The organism is Rathayibacter agropyri (genome assembly GCF_013249015.1).
GTDB lineage: Bacteria > Actinomycetota > Actinomycetes > Actinomycetales > Microbacteriaceae > Rathayibacter > Rathayibacter agropyri.
Map to the genome: position 1 here is coordinate 39,206 of NZ_JABRPL010000005.1, position 15,103 is coordinate 54,308.

A 15,103-nucleotide genomic window follows, 5' to 3' on the forward strand; every position below is an offset into this window, starting at 1 on the left:
GCCTCAGGTGTCGATGAGCTGCGGATTCAGGAACGAGAGCGTCCGCGCGTAGGCGAGCGCGGCGGAGGAAGGGCTCACCGCCGCGCGCAGGTTACCGTTCGCGAAGTGTCGCTCAGTATCCGGATAGGTGTACGCCGCGACGGGCGTTCCGGACTCTTTGAGCCGGCCGACGAACGACTCCGGGTCGTCCCCCTCTGGCCACTCGTCGCGCTGCGCGTAGTGCAGGAGCGTCGGACAGGGCACCAGCACGTGCTCCTCCGCGTCGAGGGCCGCGTAGTAGGCGACGATCGCGTCGACGAGCCCTGTCCCCGCGGCGAGCAGCCCGAGCCGGCCGCCGAAGCCGAAACCGACGATCGCGCTCCGCGGTGCCCCGGCCGCGACTCCGATCTGCACGGCCTCGGCGACGGAGGCAAGCGCGCGGTCCTGCGCAGCCATCGCCGCGAGGTCCCGAGCATCTTCCGGAGCGAGGGTCGCCCAGCCGTCGTAGAGGTCGGGGACGAGCACGTGGTATCCGTGCTTCGCGACCGCCTCGGCGAACGGCTCGAGCCACGGCAGCCGCCCGAAGACATCGTGCAGAACGACCACCACGGGACGGCCGGGCTTCCCGTACTCGAGGGCGACTCCCGGCGACGGGATCTGGACGAGCTCACTCACGCCTCCAGCCTGCCCTGCGCGGCCGCGAATCCGGCGTGCAGTCTCGGATCGGCTCGGCGTGTCGCTACCGAAGAGGTCAGCCGCCATGCTTCCAGCCGGTCACGAGGCCGGTGAAATCGTGCAGCACTCCGGCGTTGAGGAACAGGTGACCCCGGAGCAGGGCGCGGTCGCGAGCAGGAACCCGCGTTGACGACCTGGAAGGACCGGTCGCTACTCGACGAAAACTTCGCGATGTGCTCAACACCGGTCTCGTCGAGGAGGGTTGCTTTCGGTCGGGCGCCGCCGATGCTGGTGCCGTGCAGGAGGGCGGAATCGAGGGCCGGCGAGAGTTCGAGCCCCGCATCGAGACGATCCGCGGCCTCGTGCAGCTCGTCCAGAGTCGAACGGTCCTCCCGCGGGATGTAGTCGGTGGGGGACATGTGGAAGTCGAGCGCTCCGGAGCGGGACGACCCGGAGGCGATCAGGTACTGGAGTTCGGTCAGCCCCCGGTCTCCGGCTCCCCATCGCTCATCGAGGACAGTCCGTCCCCAGCCGTCGGGACTTGCGTCACGCAGTGCTCCGGCGAGGGCGAGCCCGTCGCGGGGCGCAATCGTCCCCGCGCGCAGCGGCAGTTCGGGGGAGTAAGGGCTGATCGCGTCGGGGTGCGCGCGGTAGGAGGCCGCCTAGACGAAGAGGAGGCGGTCTCCACGCTGCTCGAGCGCACCGGCGACTACGGGGTCCTCATCGCCGGGGAGCCAGGTCCAGACGTAGACGCGATCAGAAGTCATCGTTGAGCTCGTCGGTCATCCGGTGGCGCAGGCGCGACGGGAGGAGGGCCAGCTTGTCCTCCCCGGTCCGGCGGCGGCGGGCCAGCTCGACGGGATCGTCGATGCCGAAGATCGGCACGCCGACGAGTTCGGCGACGCTGAACACCGTGCCGACGGCGGTTCCGGGGGCGCCTGCCTCAATGTTCGCAACGGTCGGCGTCGAGACGCCGGCGCGAACAGCCAACTCGTCCCTCGTCCACCGACGGGCCAGTCGTGCCTCCCGGACGAGTGTGCCCAGGAGCAGGAGTGCGTCCGAGATGATGGGGCGCGGCGGGACGGAGCGCTTGGCCATGCTCATCCCCTCGCAGATTAATCCTCTCGCGAGGCAGCCTAATCGTCTTATGAGGCAATTTAACCGGTTCAATGTTAAGTTTATTTGGTTCGTCCCCGGGTTGGCAGCGCGCGCCATCAACGGCGGGCGCTCTTGCGAGCGGGATCGGAACTCCGCGGCTCGAGCGGCAGCACCACTTGCTCGCGAAGGTGCTCGTACACCACCGACGTCCGGACGTCCGCCACCTCCCGCCGCTGGGTCAGTTCGTCGATGACGAAGGCATAGAGGTCCTGGTTGTCGCGGACGGCGACGTGGATGATGAAGTCCTCTGAGCCGGAGGTGACGAAGACGCCGACGGTCTCCTCGAGGCCGGCGACCCAGTCGCGGAACGCCTCGATGACTTCGCGCGACGGCGGCCGGATGCGGACAGCGATCAGCGCCTGCACGCCGCGACCGATCGCGGTGAAGTCCAGGGCGAGGGTCGCACCGGTGATGACGCCGCGGCGCCGGAGGCTTCTCGTCCGGTCCAGGGCCGTGGTCGGCGAAATGTGCACCGCGGCCGCGAGGTCGCGGTTAGTGATCCGCGCATCCGACTGCAAGATCCGCAGGATCCGCATGTCCACTTCGTCAAGCGGCGCCGATTGGCGCTCCTGTTGGTCGTTCATACGGAGATCCTGCCGCACACTGCGATCTACGCCTACTCTTCGAGCCTCACACCCGCACGAACAGGAGAAGCACCATGTCCGACTCCCCACCCCCGGTCGGCTTTTCGCCCGATGAGATCGACACCTCTGCGCCGACGCGCTCGGCCCGCGTGAAGTGGGTCGTCGTGGTGGACGAGTCCCTGCCCGCGGGCCGTGCCGTCAACGCGGCGATCTGCGTCAGCGCAGCGACCGCTGCCGAAGTTCCCGGCCTGCTCGGCCCGGCCCCGCAGGACGCCTCGGGCTCAGTGCACCCCGGGCTCCCGTGGGCCGGCTGCACCGTGCTCGCCGCCGACGCGGCGACCCTCCGCGTGATCCGTGCGAAGGCGGAGGCGCACGAGGGCACCTTCGTCGCCGACATGCCGGCTGCGGCCCAGGCCACCCGCGTGTACGACGAGTACCTGCACGCCGTCGCTGCGACCGCGCCCGACGAATTCGAGTACCTCGCGGTCAGCGTCGTCGGTCCGCGGAACCGCGTTGACAAGCTGGTCGGACGCCTGCCGCTCCTGGCCTGATGCGACCGACCGCACCGCCGCCGTCGCGATCACGGGACGACGACGACCTTGCCCCGGACGCCGCTGCTCGCGGCTTCGGCGTGCAGGGCGGGCAGCTCGGCCAGTGGAATCCGGCGATCGACCTGGACAGTGAGGGCGCCGTCGTCCACCAGGGACACCAGCGTGGCCAGGCGTTCGCGGTCTGCGCGGACGAACACGGTCGCCGCCCGCACTCCGCGGTCTTCATCGCTCGGGGTGGCCATGAAGGCGGTCGTGCTGACCACTGTGCCGCCGTCGCGGACGGCCGCCACGGCGGCGGCGAACTGTTCGGGCTCGATCGGCGCGAGATTCAGCAGGACGTCGACCGGCCCGTCGAGGGCGCCGAGCACGTCCGTGGCGGTGTGGTCGATGATCTGGTCTGCACCGGCCGCGCGCACAGCGGTCATGCTGCGCGGACTCGCGGTTGCGATGACGTGCACGCCCGCGCGCCTCGCGAGCTGGATGGCGTACGAGCCCACCACTCCGCCCGCACCGATGATGAGGACGTGCTGTCCCGTCTGGAGTCGGCCGTCGTCGAAGAGGGCCTGCCAAGCGGTGAGGGCCACGGAGGGCAGGGCGGCCGCTTCGGTGAGCGGGATGCTCGTCGGGGCGGCGACGACGGCCTGGGCGGGTGCGACGACATACTCGGCCGCGCCTCCATCACGCTCCATCGGCAGGAAGGCGACAACCGAGTCGCCGACCTGCACGCCCTCGACGCCCTCGCCGATCGCGTCAACGGTTCCGGAGACGTCGTAGCCGGGAACGTGGGGGAGCTCGATCGGGATCGGCAGGAACCCGCCCCGCATGCCGGCGTCTGCCGCGTTGAATGCCGAGGCTGCGACCCGGAGCCGCACCTGTCCCTGCCCGGGAACGGGCAGCTCGATGTCACTGAGGTGCAGGACCTCCGGCCCGCCTGTGCTGTCGAACCGGACGGCCTTCATCAGGCCGGTCCTCGTGTCATCTGCGTTCGTGTCAGTCATCGTTTCGCCTCTCGTCATGTGCTTCCAGTTCGAAGCACCTGTGGCGACCGTAGCACTGCTTCAATATCGAAGCAACCGATACGATGGGGAGATGACCGAGACCCCTCCGGCGCTCACGCCGACGCAGCTCAGTGCCTACCTCGCGTTCACCGAAGTGGGCAGCCTGCTGCGTCCCGCGGTCGAGCGGCAGCTCCGCGACGCCGGTGAGTTGAGCTACGTCCAGTTCCAGCTTCTCGCGCGCCTCGGCGATGCTCCCGACGGGCACCTGCGGATGACCGACCTCGCCGACAGCGTCGTCTACAGCCGCAGCGGCCTGACCTACCAGGCGCAGCTGCTTGAGCAGCGAGGACTCATCACCCGCTCGCCCTCACCGGGCGACGAGCGCAGTACCGTCGCCTCGATCACGGCGGCCGGCCGTGCTGTGCTGAGCGCGGTGTTCCCGGGGCACATCATCACCGTGCAGGGACTGCTCTTCGCGCCGCTCACCGCCGGTGATGCCGCCGATCTGGCACGCATTCTCGGCCGCGTCACTGAGCACCTCCGCGCGGGACCGCCGCGCTCGGCGACCCGGCGTCGCGCGGGCTGACGCGGCGCGACTCCGGAGCCACGGCTCAGCCCCCGACGTGCGACCCAAAACCGCCTTTGCCTGTGCCGCCAAAGCCCCCCGAGAGAGTGGCGCGCGAGCCGACGGTCGAGCCGGCCGGTGCCTTCTGCACGACGTCCGGCTGCGTTGATCCGCGGGCAGCGAAGCCACCGGAGGGAACCGTCGCCCAGTTCGACGCGCGCGTCGAGTTCCAGCGCGACGAGGGAAAGATGATGGGGCCGAGCCAGAGGCCCCCGCCGTAGTGGCCCCGATACTCGTCGGTCGATTCGCAGAGTTGTTCCGGATCATCGCCCACCGGCTCCCCCTCGGCCTGGAGCTTCGCGATCTGCTCCCGGACATCCGCGAGGCAGTCCTCCCGGCTTGAGTAGACGGGGCGCTCGGCGTTCTCGGGGATGACGTAATCTTCCCCGTCCGCGCCCGTCGTGACCACGCCGTCCGTCTGCGGATTCCCGGCGGCGAGCGCGACGGCCAGCCCGATCGCCCCGACGGCGACCGCACTGCCGATCAGCACTCCGCGTCGCTTCGCCGCGATCCCGCTGATGCCGACATCGCCCGATCGGCGCCGGTCGGTCCGAGTGGTGCCGCCTGTCTCGTCGGCTTCCGTGTGCTCGTGCTCGGTCATTGCCTCTCCTCGTCCCGCGGACGGTCGTCGCGGACGTCCTGCACCCGGTGGCGCTCGGGTCGGCCGAACACGGGCGTCCCGTGCGCGCTCCCGGGGCGCCCGCCCTCGATGAAGTGGGGGACGAATTCGGCGAGGTCGCCCGTGATCGGCCCGCTCGTCTCGCGCACGTCGATCCCGGCCGGAGTCTCGCCAACGATCCAACTGCCAATCACGACCGTCTTTCCGTCGATCCGAGCGAGTTCTGCGCGGGCCTGATGCACGAAACCCTCTTCGCCGTAGCCGCCGCCGTTGTGGGCGACGACGGTGCCGTCGGCGTTGAGCACCGTCACGTTCGCCCCCTCCCGGCCCAGGCGCGGCTTGCGCACCTGGGCGCGGCCGAGGAGCGGATGAGCGGAGGTGGGGAGCAGATTCGGGTGCCCGGGGAACATCTCCCACAGCACCACGAGCAACTGTTTGTTGCTGAGCAGCAGCTTCCACGCCGGTTCCACCCACCGCGTGCGCTCGCGACGGTCCAGCAGGAGCCCGCCGAACTGCTCGCCGAGCATCCACTCCCACGGGTACAGCTTGAAGATGCGCCGGATGGGCTCGCCGTCCCTATCGACGAACCCGACGCCGTCGAGCTCGTACCGAATGTCTTCTACGAAGATGAGCTTGGGGTCGAAGCCCGCCTGGGCGGCCGTCTCCGCCATGTAGGCGACCGTGTCGGCGTCCTCGACGATGAGTTCGCCGTCTCCGGAGTCGTGCAGCGAAGCGAGGTGCAGCCGGGCGCCCTCGTCCAGCTGCCACCGCTCGAGCCGCAGGTGCCGCCACTGCTCGACAAGTTGCTCGTGCAGGCTGTTGAACTGGTCGGCGTCGGGCCCGCGGGTCTCGATCAGCCACTGCCACTGGGCAGCGGCCGTCTCGACGAGGGAGGTCGGGGTGTCGGCGTTGAATTCAAGCAGCGTCACCGTGCGGTCGTTGTCGTAGGCGAGGTCGAAGCGCCCGTAGACCGTCGGATCGTCCTCGTCCCAGGATGTCGTGACCAGATCGTGGAAGCGCTCAGGGATGCCGAACTCGTCGAAGCGTCGCGTCCGAACGATGTGCTCGCACGCCTCCATGCAGAGGTCGAACAGCTCCTGCGTCACGCGCTCGAACATCGAGATCTCGTCGCCAGTGAAGCCGTAGGCCGCCGACTCGTTCCAGTAGGGTCTGCCGCCCTCGGATGCGAGGTCGTAGAAGCTAAAGCCAACCTCGTCGCAGCGCGCTCGCCAGTCCGGTCTCGGGGTCAGGCTGTATCTGCGCATGGTGTCGAGTCAGTCTACGACGGGGGTAGCCGCGGGGCGCTGGAGTGCAGGAAATCCCGAGAAGATTTCGGGCCGCCATGATGCACGAGTTATGGCCGACGACTCCGGCTTTCGCGGCGTGGGCCCATGGCCGCTGCCTGGCTGTTTCGAGCGAGTGACGGGAATCGAACCCGCGCCATCTGCTTGGGAAGCAGAAGTTCTACCATTGAACTACACTCGCGCGGCGCCATGGTGGCGCACCAGGACATCGTAGCAAGGCCCGGGAGGGCCCCACGCCCTAGGATCGCCTGGTGCTGCTCTCCGATCGCGACATCAAGCTCGAACTCGCCGCCGGCCGCGTGGGGCTGGCGCCGCACGACCCGTCGATGATCCAGCCGTCGTCCGTCGACGTGCGCCTCGACCGCTATTTTCGGCTGTTCGACAACCACCGCTACCCCTACATCGACCCCGCTGAGGATCAGTCCGAGCTGACTCACCTGGTCGAGACTCCGGCGGGTGAGCCGTTCATCCTGCACCCTGGCGAGTTCGTGCTCGGCTCAACCTACGAGGAGGTGGCGCTGCCCGATGACATCGCGGCGCGTCTCGAGGGCAAGAGCTCGCTTGGCAGGCTGGGGCTGCTCACCCACTCGACCGCAGGGTTCATCGATCCGGGCTTCACCGGCCACGTCACGCTCGAACTGAGCAATGTGGCGACGCTCCCGATTACCCTCTGGCCCGGGATGAAGATCGGCCAGATGTGCTTCTTCCGCCTCAGCTCGCCGGCGGAAAAGCCCTACGGATCGGCCGAGTACAGCTCGCGTTACCAAGGCCAGCGCGGCCCGACCGCCTCCCGCTCGTCCCTCAACTTCCACCGCACCGACGTCTACACCGACTGATCCCCTGCTCGAGATGCCAGTTGGGTACGCGACACGCCGAGGGAAGCGTGCCCAAGAGGCGTCTCGCGCAGGGCCGCCAGCGTCAGGCCAGCAGGCGAGGGAGTTGTAGCACCAGCCACGGGGAGAAGGCCCACGGAGTCACGCGCACCGCGGCGAGCGTCGCCGCAGGGTCGACCCATTCGTAGTCCATGACCTCGTCCGCCCGTGGCGAGAGCGAGTCCCGGCTCGCGAGGGTTGCCGTGTAGACGGGGCAGATCTCGTTTTCGACAATCCCGGAGGCGTCGACCGCCCGGTAGCGGAAGTCGGGCAGCGCCACCTCCAGGCTGGCCAGACGAGTCCCCAGCTCGCGCTCGGCTCGGCGCGCCACGGCGTCCTCGATCCGCTCGCCCGGCGCAGGATGGCCGCAGAACGAATTGGTCCACACTCCCGGCCAGGTGCGTTTCTCGAGCGCGCGTCGCGTGACCAGGAGCGCCCCGTCGAGGGCGAAGACGTGGCAGGAGAAAGCGAGGTGTAGGGGAGTGGCCGTGTCGTGGACGGTCGCTTTATCGGCGACTCCAACGGCAATCCCTGTCTCGTCGAGGAGGACAACCTCCTCACTCTGGTTCGTCTGCACGGCGATGCCTGGCGAAGTCATACCTGCAAGTGAAGCATGCCGCAACACTTCAGTCGGCTTATCGTTCCGGAAGCCGCTTTGTTAGCCTTCTCCCCGTGGATACGTGCGACCCCGTGGTTCTGTCCCGGCTGAGGCAGTCGCACGTCGATGCTGTTCTGGGCCGCTTCTTTTCACTGGCGCGGTCCCGGGCGGTGCGGTTCGGACCCCGTTACCTCACGCTCTGGCAGACACTGGAGGCGAATACTCGAGGCGGCAAGCGCTTCCGACCGCTGATGGTGATCTCGGCCTACGAGGCCCACGGTGGCCAGGATCCAGAGGCGGCCGCTCACCTCGGCGCGGCCTTCGAACTGCTGCACACCGCGCTGATCGTGCACGACGATGTGATCGACCGTGACTTCGTCCGTCGGGGCAGCCCCAACGTCTCTGGCAGTTACCGTGACGAGGCCACCACTGTTGGCCTCTCGATCCCGATTGCGGAGCACCGCGGTACCTCGGTCGCCGTGATCGCCGGCGACCTCGCGCTCACCGGGGCGCACCGTCTCGTTGAGGGGGTCGGAGCGTCGGACGCCGTCCGCGCGCGGCTGCTCACCCTGCTGGACGAGGCGGTCTTCGCCTCTGCCGCGGGGGAACTGGCCGATGTCGACTTTTCACTCATGCCCGGTCTGCCCTCGGTTAAGGAGGTACTCGAGATGGAGCGCCTGAAGACCGCGGTCTATTCGTTCGAGGCGCCGCTACAGGCGGGGGCCATCCTCGCAGGAGCCTCTGACGCGGCAGTGGAGGCGCTCGGCGAGTTTGGGCGCTGCATCGGCATCGCCTATCAGATTGTCGATGATCTGCTCGGCGTCTTCGGCTCGGAGAGGCAGACCGGCAAGACCACACTCGGCGATTTACGGGAGGGTAAGCGCACCGTGCTCATCGCGCACGCAGCCGGCACCGACTGCTGGATGGAGATCGAGCACCTGATCGGGGACGAGCACCTCGCCCCCGAAACCGCCGAACGGGTGCGCGGAATCCTTGAGAGGTGCGGCGCCCGCAGTTATGCCGAGGGGCTCGCCGACGAGTTCGCCGCCCGCGCCTGGGCCGCCCTCGACACACCGGCGGTGACGGAGGCGTTCCGCAACGAGGTGCATCCGCTCGTCGCGAGCGTCGTCGGGCGCACCCGATGATCGCCCTGCGCCACGCACGGTCGGTCACTCCGATGCCGGCCCACCGCACGCGCCCCCGTACGGTGGCACGATGAGCCGCCAGAGCGAACTGTACGATCGCGTCGCGCACGAGTCGTCGGCGCAGGTCATCCGCCGCTACTCCACTTCGTTCGGGCTGGCGACCCGGCTGCTCGGCGGCGGCGTTCGAGAGCGCGTCGAAGATGTCTACGCCCTTGTCCGCGTCGCCGACGAGATCGTCGACGGGGTTGCCGAGGAGGCGCGTCTCGACCGGGCGGCCGTCGAGGAGTCGCTCGATGCCTTCGAAGCCGAAACCGAGCGCGCACTGGCCACCGGCTACAGCTCGAACCTGGTGATCCACGCGTTCGCGCGCACGGCCCGCGCGACAGGCTTCGGCACGGAACTGACCCGCCCGTTCTTCGCCTCGATGCGCGCCGACCTGCGCGAGACGGAGCACACCCCCGAGTCGTTCAAGGCTTACGTGTACGGGTCGGCCGAGGTCGTCGGTGTGATGTGCCTGCACGTGTTTCTGGCCGCTCCCGACGCGGGGCTCGTCTCGGCCGCCACTCGCGAGCGCCTGGTCGCTGGTGCCCGCCGCTTGGGCGCTGCGTTCCAAAAGGTCAACTTCCTCCGCGACCTCGCCGCCGACGTCGACGGCCTCGGTCGCAGCTACTTTCCCGGAGTCGACCCGCGCGCCTTCTCAGAGCGTGACAAGGCGGCCCTCCTCGCCGACCTCGACGCCGACCTCGAGGCAGCCGGAGCCATCGTTCCCGAGCTGCCGCGTTCGAGCCGCCGGGCGGTGCTGCTCGCCCACTCCCTCTTCGCCGCTCTCGCAGACCGGATCCGCGCAACTCCCGCCGACGAACTGCTCCGCGCCCGAGTGAGCGTGCCCACGGCGACGAAGGCGGCGCTCGCCGCGAAGGCCGCCGTCTCGACCCTCGGCCCGCGTCTCGGCCCCGGCCCCGTCCGGGCCACGCGGTCGGCGGTCGGGCCGCACCGCGCAGTTGTCATCGGTGGAGGGATCGGCGGCCTAGCCTCTGCCGCACTGCTCGCTCGTGAAGGCTGGGACGTGACTCTGCTCGAGGCCCGCGAGGTCGTCGGCGGACGCGCCGGTGTGTGGGAGCACCAGGGTTTCCGCTTCGACACCGGCCCCTCCTGGTACCTCATGCCGGAGGTGTTCGACCACTTCTTCCGCCTGATGGGCACCAGCGCCGAGGAGCGCCTCGACCTGGTCACCCTCGACCCCGGTTATCGCGTCTATAGCGAGGGCGTCGATGAGCCGATCGACGTGCTCGCCGACCTCGAGTCGAACCTCGCCCTGTTCGAGAGCATCGAGCCGGGTGCGGGCGAGCGGATGCGCGTCTACCTCGACTCCGCGCGTGACACCTACGAGACGGCGAAGCGCCGCTTCCTCTACACCAGCTTCTCGTCGTTCCTGCCCCTGCTGCGCCGCGACGTGCTCAGCCGCACGGGGACACTCGGCCGGCTGCTGCTGACGCCGCTGGACGCCTTCGCCGCGACGGCCGTGACCGACAACCGGCTGCGCCAAATCCTTGGCTACCCCGCGGTCTTCCTGGGCTCCTCGCCCTTCACCGCGCCGAGCATGTACCACCTGATGAGCCACCTCGATCTGGCCGACGGGGTTCTCTATCCGATGGGCGGATTTACCACGCTGATCGACGCGGTCGCCGACGTCGCCGAGGAGGCCGGGGTACGTATCCGCACCTCGTCGCGCGCCACTCGCATCCTCACCGCCCGGGCCCCGCGCGGTCGGCGGCGAGGTGCCGAGGTCGTCGGAGTCGAGTTCCACGGCCCGGAGGGGACGGAGCGTCTCCCCGCGGACCTGGTCGTGAACGCCTCCGACCTCTTCACCACTGAGCAGTCGCTACTCCCCGACGAGTTGCGCACTTATCCGCCCGCGTACTGGGAGAAGCGGGAGCCGGGCCCGAGCGCCGTCCTGGTCCTTCTCGGCGTCCGCGGTGAGCTGCCGCAGCTCGAGCACCACACGCTGCTGTTCACCCGCGACTGGCGCGACAACTTCGCCAAGATCTTCGGCGAGAATCCGAGCGTCCCCGATCCTGCCTCGATCTATGTCTGCCGTCCGAGCGCCACCGATCGGAGCGTCGCCCCCGAGGGGCACGAGAACCTGTTCGTGCTCGTCCCGATCCCGGCCGACACCTCGATCGGGCACGGCGGAGTGGACGGCGCCGGCGATGAGCGCGTCGAGGCCATCGCCGATGCCGTGATCCAGCAGATCGCGACGTGGACGGGAGCGAGAGACCTCGCCGAGCGGATCGTCGTGCGCCGCACGATTGGTCCCGCCGACTTCGAGAAGGATCTCGGCGCGTGGCGTGGCACGATGCTCGGCCCCTCACACGTCCTCTCGCAGAGCGCGTTCTTCCGCGCGGGGAACGTGAGCAAGCACGTCGAGGGGCTGCTCTTCGCGGGCAGTTCGACGATCCCGGGCATCGGCCTGCCGATGTGCGTGATCAGCGCCGAGGTCATGCTCAAGCGGGTGCGCGGCGACGTCTCGACCGAGCCCCTGCCGGTGCGCGAGGCGCCGTCCGCGCCCAGCGTCGCGGTCGCGCCCGCCTCCCTGCCCGCGGCGGAGTAGGCGTGGGCATCCTCTACCTGCTCGCCCTTGCCGTCTCGATTACCGGGATGGTCGTGCTCGACCGGCGCTTCGAACTGTTCTTCTGGGCCGACGCCCGGCGGGCCGCGATCGTCCTGCCGGCCGGAGTGGTGTTCTTCCTGGTCTGGGACCTCGTCGGGATCGGCCTTGGCGTCTTCTTCCGCGGCGAGACCTCCTACATGACCGGCCTCCTGCTTGCACCGGAGCTGCCGGTCGAGGAGGTCCTTTTCCTGACTCTGCTCTGCTACGTGACTATGGACGTGCACGGCTTCCTCGCGCGGCGGACGACCCGGGGGACGGGGGCGCAGGCGTGACCTACCTCCTCCTCAACACGGTGTTCCTCGCGGTAGTGCTCGTCCTCTTCCTCGTCGCGTTGCGCCGCCGCATCCTCCGACCCGCTGCACTGCTCGGTACGCTCGCGGTGCTGCTGGTGCTGACGGCGGTCTTCGACAACGTGATGATCGGGGTCGGCCTTTTGGTCGCCTATGACGATGACCTCATCTCGGGCGTCCGGATCGGCGTCGCCCCGATCGAAGATTTCGCCTACGCGGTGGCCGCCGCCCTCGCCCTTCCTGCGCTCTGGGGGCTCCTGCCCGCGCATCGACGGAGCGAGTCGTGAGCAGGCTGCGTGCGCTGTTCGTCTCGAGCCGCCCGCTGAGCTGGGTCAACACCGCCTACCCCTTCGCGGCGGCCTACCTGCTCACCACCCGCGAGGTCGATCTTGCCTTCGTGCTCGGCACCCTCTACTTCCTCGTCCCCTACAACCTCGCGATGTATGGGATCAACGACGTCTTCGACTACGAGTCGGATCTGCGGAACCCGCGCAAGGGCGGGGTTGAGGGAGCTGTTCTCGACCGGAGCGAGCACCGCGCCACCCTGATCGCGGCGGTAGCCACGAACGTCCCGTTCCTGATCGCGCTGGTGCTGCTGGGCTCACCGCTGTCGTGGCTGGTGCTTGCGATCAGCGTGTTCGCCGTGATCGCCTACAGCGCCCCTGGTCTGCGCTTCAAGGAGCGGCCGTTCGTTGACTCGCTGACCTCGGCGACCCACTTCGTCAGCCCGGCCGTGTACGGGATCGCCCTCGCGGGCACCGTGGTCACCGGGCCGCTGGTGGCTCTGCTCGTCGCCTTCTTCCTCTGGGGGATCGCGAGCCACGCCTTCGGCGCGGTGCAGGACATCATGGCCGACCGGGCGGGCGGCATCGGCTCGATCGCGACGGTGATCGGAGCGACGGCGACCACGCGCTTCGCGATCGCGTCCTACACGGCGAGCGGACTGCTCCTGCTGCTGCTGCCCTGGCCGGGGACGCTCGCGGCGATCCTCGCGATGCCGTACGCGGTGAGTATCTGGCCCTACCGCTCGCTCGGCGACGCGGAGGCCGAGCGAGCGAACGCGGGATGGAAGCGCTTCCTGGCGCTGAACTTCCTGACCGGGTTCTTCGTCACGCTGCTGCTGGTCGTCTTCTGGCTCGCGACCTGAGGGCGCGACCGCGCCTCTTGAACAACCGCGCCTCTTGAACAGCGGACCAGGCTTCTAGAACAGCTCGTGCGGCGCGACGATCAGCACGGCAACGAGCGCGAGACCGACGAGCAGACAGGTCGTCAGGAGAACCACCCCGACGCGCCGGGTGATGCGCTTAACGCGGGAGGCGCGCGACTCGGTGCGCTTCTTGCGAATGCGGACGGACGCGGGTCGGGCAGGTTGATCCGCGTCGGAAGTGCCATTCCCCTCGGCAGGCTCATCCGCGCCGTCCGGCCGGGCTGCGTCGGCGGCCGCCAGGGCAGCCGGTGACTTCGGCCATTCGGACGCCGGGCTGATGACCGGCCGTTCGACGGCCGGCGCTTCCTCGTGCGTGTGCTGTTCGGGACCAGGCAACCGCTGGTCTGCGGGACGTGTCGACATTCCCGGCCTCCTTCACGCCGCAACTGCACGGCGAGGCCACATTAGGGGGCGGGGCGAGCCCGTCGTAGCTCTGGCGCGGGACGGGTGCTCGACGGCGGGCGGCGCACCGGAATCAGGAGAACCAGCCCGACCGCGAGGACAAGGACCAGGCCGAGGATGCCCCAGTACTGCACGTTCGCCTCCGTTGCGCCCGAGGCCGCCGTTGCGATCGACACGGCCGTGGCGAACGCAGCGGGAGCAAGGAAGGACGCCGCGCGCCCCGTGGTCGCGTAGAGGCCGAAAATTTCGCCCTCACGTCCCTCCGGGATGAGCCGGGCGAGGTAGCTGCGGCTGGCCGATTGCGCAGGGCCCACAAAGAGGCAGAGCAGCAGTCCGAAAATCCAAAAAGCCGTCGCTCCCGCGTCGTGCAGGGTGAACAGGAGACTCCCCGTGACGATCAGCCCGATCAGGGAGGCAACGATTACCGCCTGAGGCCCGACGCGATCATCCAGCGCGCCGACTGCGATCGTCGCCACTCCGGCTACCACGTTCGCCGCAATGGCGAAGAGAATGACGTCGCCGGCGCTGAAGCCGAACGTGCCCTGCGCCAGGACGCCGCCGAAGGTGAAGACGCCGGTCAGCCCGTCGCGAAACACTGCGCTCGCGATCAGGAACGTCGCCGTGGTCCGACTCTCGCGCCACAGAACCGCGATCTGCGCAAAGAGCGCGCGGTACGAGGCGACCACGCCGACGCGTTCAGCCCCGCCCGCCCGCGCAGGAGCCTCGGGCACCGCGAACAGGACCGGCAACGCGAAGACCGCAAACCAGATGCCGGCGAGCAGGAGTGAGACGCGCACGTCGAGCCCGTCATCGCCGGTGACGCCGAAAAGGCCCACCTCGGGTGAGATGAAGCCGACGTACACGATGAGCAGCAGCACGATGCCACCGACGTAACCCATGCCCCAACCGAAGCCGGAGACGCGCCCGATAGTGGCACGGGTCGAGACCTGGGTGAGCATCGCGTTGTAGTTGACACTCGCGAACTCGAAGAAGACGGTGCCCACCGCGAGCAGTGCGAGTCCCCACCAGAGAAAGGCGGGGTCGGGACGCACCAGCACCATCAGCAGGATGCACACCACCACGACGGCGGTGTGCACACCCAGCCAGACGCGCCGTCGACCGCCGAGATCGGCTCGGCGGCCCGTGACCGGAGCCACGAGGGCGACGACCACGCCGGCGCCGGCGAGCGACCAGCCAAGAGCCGCCGAGACTCCGCTCGGGGTGCCGAACAGCCCGTCAGTGGTGAGGTACACCGTAAAGACAAAGGTGGTCACGACCGCAGTGAACGCGGCTCCGCCCCAGTCCCACAGAGCCCAGGCAAGGACAGGCCAGCGGCGGGAGCGCGACGTCATGCGCTCACCGTAGGGGGAAGAGGTGAACAGCCGGAAGCGCCGCGCGGCCGGGGAGCTCGCGGTGGGGAGCCCT

At 69.1% G+C, this 15,103-nt stretch carries 18 protein-coding genes and 1 tRNA gene; 8 read left to right on the plus strand and 11 right to left on the minus strand.

What is annotated here, in order from left to right; all coding sequences use genetic code 11:
• Positions 1–3 precede the first annotated feature (3 nt).
• The 4 genes from HRF29_RS12125 to HRF29_RS12140 form a co-directional block, all read right to left on the minus strand.
• Complete coding sequence (locus HRF29_RS12125; protein WP_173249102.1) at positions 4–654, minus strand: dienelactone hydrolase family protein; 651 nt, start codon at positions 652–654, stop codon at positions 4–6.
• Complete coding sequence (locus HRF29_RS12130; RefSeq protein WP_222929652.1) at positions 651–1,073, minus strand: HipA domain-containing protein; 423 nt, start codon at positions 1,071–1,073, stop codon at positions 651–653. Before HRF29_RS12130 ends, HRF29_RS12125 begins: the two co-directional genes overlap by 4 nt.
• 337 nt (positions 1,074–1,410) lie before the next feature.
• On the minus strand, positions 1,411–1,752 hold the full coding sequence (locus HRF29_RS12135; protein ID WP_173249103.1) for a helix-turn-helix transcriptional regulator: 342 nt from the start codon (positions 1,750–1,752) through the stop codon (positions 1,411–1,413).
• A gap of 116 nt (positions 1,753–1,868) precedes the next feature.
• Positions 1,869–2,396: an Lrp/AsnC family transcriptional regulator gene (locus HRF29_RS12140; RefSeq protein ID WP_173249104.1), complete on the minus strand. Its 528-nt coding sequence runs from the start codon at positions 2,394–2,396 to the stop codon at positions 1,869–1,871.
• Between the two features lie 74 nt (positions 2,397–2,470).
• On the opposite strand from HRF29_RS12140, the gene HRF29_RS12145 reads away from it, so the two are divergent.
• Entirely contained in the window at positions 2,471–2,947 is a 477-nt protein-coding gene (locus tag HRF29_RS12145; RefSeq protein ID WP_173249105.1) for a DUF2000 domain-containing protein, read from the plus strand.
• A 29-nt stretch (positions 2,948–2,976) separates the two neighbouring features.
• Here HRF29_RS12145 and HRF29_RS12150 read toward each other — a convergent pair whose 3' ends face one another.
• Entirely contained in the window at positions 2,977–3,906 is a 930-nt protein-coding gene (locus tag HRF29_RS12150) for an NADP-dependent oxidoreductase (protein ID WP_173249204.1), read from the minus strand.
• A 130-nt stretch (positions 3,907–4,036) separates the two neighbouring features.
• Between HRF29_RS12150 and HRF29_RS12155 the strand changes: the two genes are divergently transcribed.
• Positions 4,037–4,531, plus strand: coding sequence for a MarR family winged helix-turn-helix transcriptional regulator (locus tag HRF29_RS12155; RefSeq protein ID WP_173249106.1), 495 nt, complete (start codon positions 4,037–4,039; stop codon positions 4,529–4,531).
• A gap of 25 nt (positions 4,532–4,556) precedes the next feature.
• On the opposite strand, the gene HRF29_RS12160 is transcribed toward HRF29_RS12155, so the two are convergent.
• The 3 genes from HRF29_RS12160 to HRF29_RS12170 all read right to left on the minus strand — a co-directional run bounded on the left by HRF29_RS12160 (position 4,557) and on the right by HRF29_RS12170 (position 6,674).
• Complete coding sequence (locus HRF29_RS12160) at positions 4,557–5,171, minus strand: hypothetical protein (RefSeq protein WP_173249107.1); 615 nt, start codon at positions 5,169–5,171, stop codon at positions 4,557–4,559.
• Entirely contained in the window at positions 5,168–6,454 is a 1,287-nt protein-coding gene (locus HRF29_RS12165) for a glutathionylspermidine synthase family protein (protein ID WP_173249108.1), read from the minus strand. Before HRF29_RS12165 ends, HRF29_RS12160 begins: the two co-directional genes overlap by 4 nt.
• Positions 6,455–6,603: 149 nt before the next feature.
• A tRNA-Gly gene (locus HRF29_RS12170) sits at positions 6,604–6,674 on the minus strand.
• A 70-nt stretch (positions 6,675–6,744) separates the two neighbouring features.
• Between HRF29_RS12170 and dcd the strand changes: the two genes are divergently transcribed.
• Entirely contained in the window at positions 6,745–7,329 is a 585-nt protein-coding gene (gene dcd / locus HRF29_RS12175; protein ID WP_173249109.1) for a dCTP deaminase, read from the plus strand.
• Positions 7,330–7,411: 82 nt separating this feature from the next.
• Here dcd and idi read toward each other — a convergent pair whose 3' ends face one another.
• On the minus strand, positions 7,412–7,963 hold the full coding sequence (gene idi / locus HRF29_RS12180; RefSeq protein ID WP_173249110.1) for an isopentenyl-diphosphate Delta-isomerase: 552 nt from the start codon (positions 7,961–7,963) through the stop codon (positions 7,412–7,414).
• Positions 7,964–8,037: 74 nt separating this feature from the next.
• On the opposite strand from idi, the gene HRF29_RS12185 reads away from it, so the two are divergent.
• From HRF29_RS12185 to HRF29_RS12205, 5 genes are all read left to right on the plus strand, one after another.
• A complete protein-coding gene (locus tag HRF29_RS12185; RefSeq protein ID WP_343043735.1) occupies positions 8,038–9,108 on the plus strand; it encodes a polyprenyl synthetase family protein in 1,071 nt (356 codons plus the stop codon).
• A 70-nt stretch (positions 9,109–9,178) separates the two neighbouring features.
• Positions 9,179–11,719: a phytoene desaturase family protein gene (gene crtI / locus HRF29_RS15000; RefSeq protein WP_173249111.1), complete on the plus strand. Its 2,541-nt coding sequence runs from the start codon at positions 9,179–9,181 to the stop codon at positions 11,717–11,719.
• A gap of 2 nt (positions 11,720–11,721) precedes the next feature.
• Positions 11,722–12,051 carry a lycopene cyclase domain-containing protein gene (locus HRF29_RS12195; RefSeq protein WP_173249112.1) on the plus strand — a complete coding sequence of 110 codons (330 nt, stop codon included), beginning with the start codon at positions 11,722–11,724 and terminating at the stop codon, positions 12,049–12,051.
• Entirely contained in the window at positions 12,048–12,356 is a 309-nt protein-coding gene (locus tag HRF29_RS12200) for a lycopene cyclase domain-containing protein (RefSeq protein ID WP_173249113.1), read from the plus strand. Before HRF29_RS12195 ends, HRF29_RS12200 begins: the two co-directional genes overlap by 4 nt.
• Complete coding sequence (locus tag HRF29_RS12205; RefSeq protein WP_173249114.1) at positions 12,353–13,216, plus strand: prenyltransferase; 864 nt, start codon at positions 12,353–12,355, stop codon at positions 13,214–13,216. The genes HRF29_RS12200 and HRF29_RS12205 overlap by 4 nt, the downstream gene beginning before the upstream one ends.
• 54 nt (positions 13,217–13,270) lie before the next feature.
• Here the strand turns inward: HRF29_RS12205 and HRF29_RS12210 are convergent, their stop codons facing one another.
• Together HRF29_RS12210 and HRF29_RS12215 are read right to left on the minus strand one after the other, a co-directional pair.
• Positions 13,271–13,639 (minus strand): hypothetical protein, encoded by a 369-nt coding sequence (locus HRF29_RS12210; protein WP_173249115.1) that lies wholly within the window; start codon positions 13,637–13,639, stop codon positions 13,271–13,273.
• A 41-nt stretch (positions 13,640–13,680) separates the two neighbouring features.
• Entirely contained in the window at positions 13,681–15,060 is a 1,380-nt protein-coding gene (locus tag HRF29_RS12215; protein WP_343043741.1) for an MFS transporter, read from the minus strand.
• Positions 15,061–15,103 lie beyond the last annotated feature (43 nt).

Bases quoted from the DNA above. Each gene is read 5' to 3' on its own strand.
- HRF29_RS12210 (WP_173249115.1), bottom strand. From the start codon at position 13,639: ATGTCGACACGTCCCGCAGACCAGCGGTTGCCTGGTCCCGAACAGCAC.
- HRF29_RS12165 (WP_173249108.1), bottom strand. From the start codon at position 6,454: ATGCGCAGATACAGCCTGACCCCGAGACCGGACTGGCGAGCGCGCTGC.
- HRF29_RS12160 (WP_173249107.1), bottom strand. From the start codon at position 5,171: ATGACCGAGCACGAGCACACGGAAGCCGACGAGACAGGCGGCACCACT.
- idi (WP_173249110.1), bottom strand. From the start codon at position 7,963: ATGACTTCGCCAGGCATCGCCGTGCAGACGAACCAGAGTGAGGAGGTT.
- HRF29_RS12140 (WP_173249104.1), bottom strand. From the start codon at position 2,396: ATGAACGACCAACAGGAGCGCCAATCGGCGCCGCTTGACGAAGTGGAC.
- HRF29_RS12150 (WP_173249204.1), bottom strand. From the start codon at position 3,906: ATGAAGGCCGTCCGGTTCGACAGCACAGGCGGGCCGGAGGTCCTGCAC.
- HRF29_RS12145 (WP_173249105.1), top strand. From the start codon at position 2,471: ATGTCCGACTCCCCACCCCCGGTCGGCTTTTCGCCCGATGAGATCGAC.
- HRF29_RS12130 (WP_222929652.1), bottom strand. From the start codon at position 1,073: ATGTCCCCCACCGACTACATCCCGCGGGAGGACCGTTCGACTCTGGAC.
- HRF29_RS12155 (WP_173249106.1), top strand. From the start codon at position 4,037: ATGACCGAGACCCCTCCGGCGCTCACGCCGACGCAGCTCAGTGCCTAC.
- HRF29_RS12135 (WP_173249103.1), bottom strand. From the start codon at position 1,752: ATGGCCAAGCGCTCCGTCCCGCCGCGCCCCATCATCTCGGACGCACTC.
- crtI (WP_173249111.1), top strand. From the start codon at position 9,179: ATGAGCCGCCAGAGCGAACTGTACGATCGCGTCGCGCACGAGTCGTCG.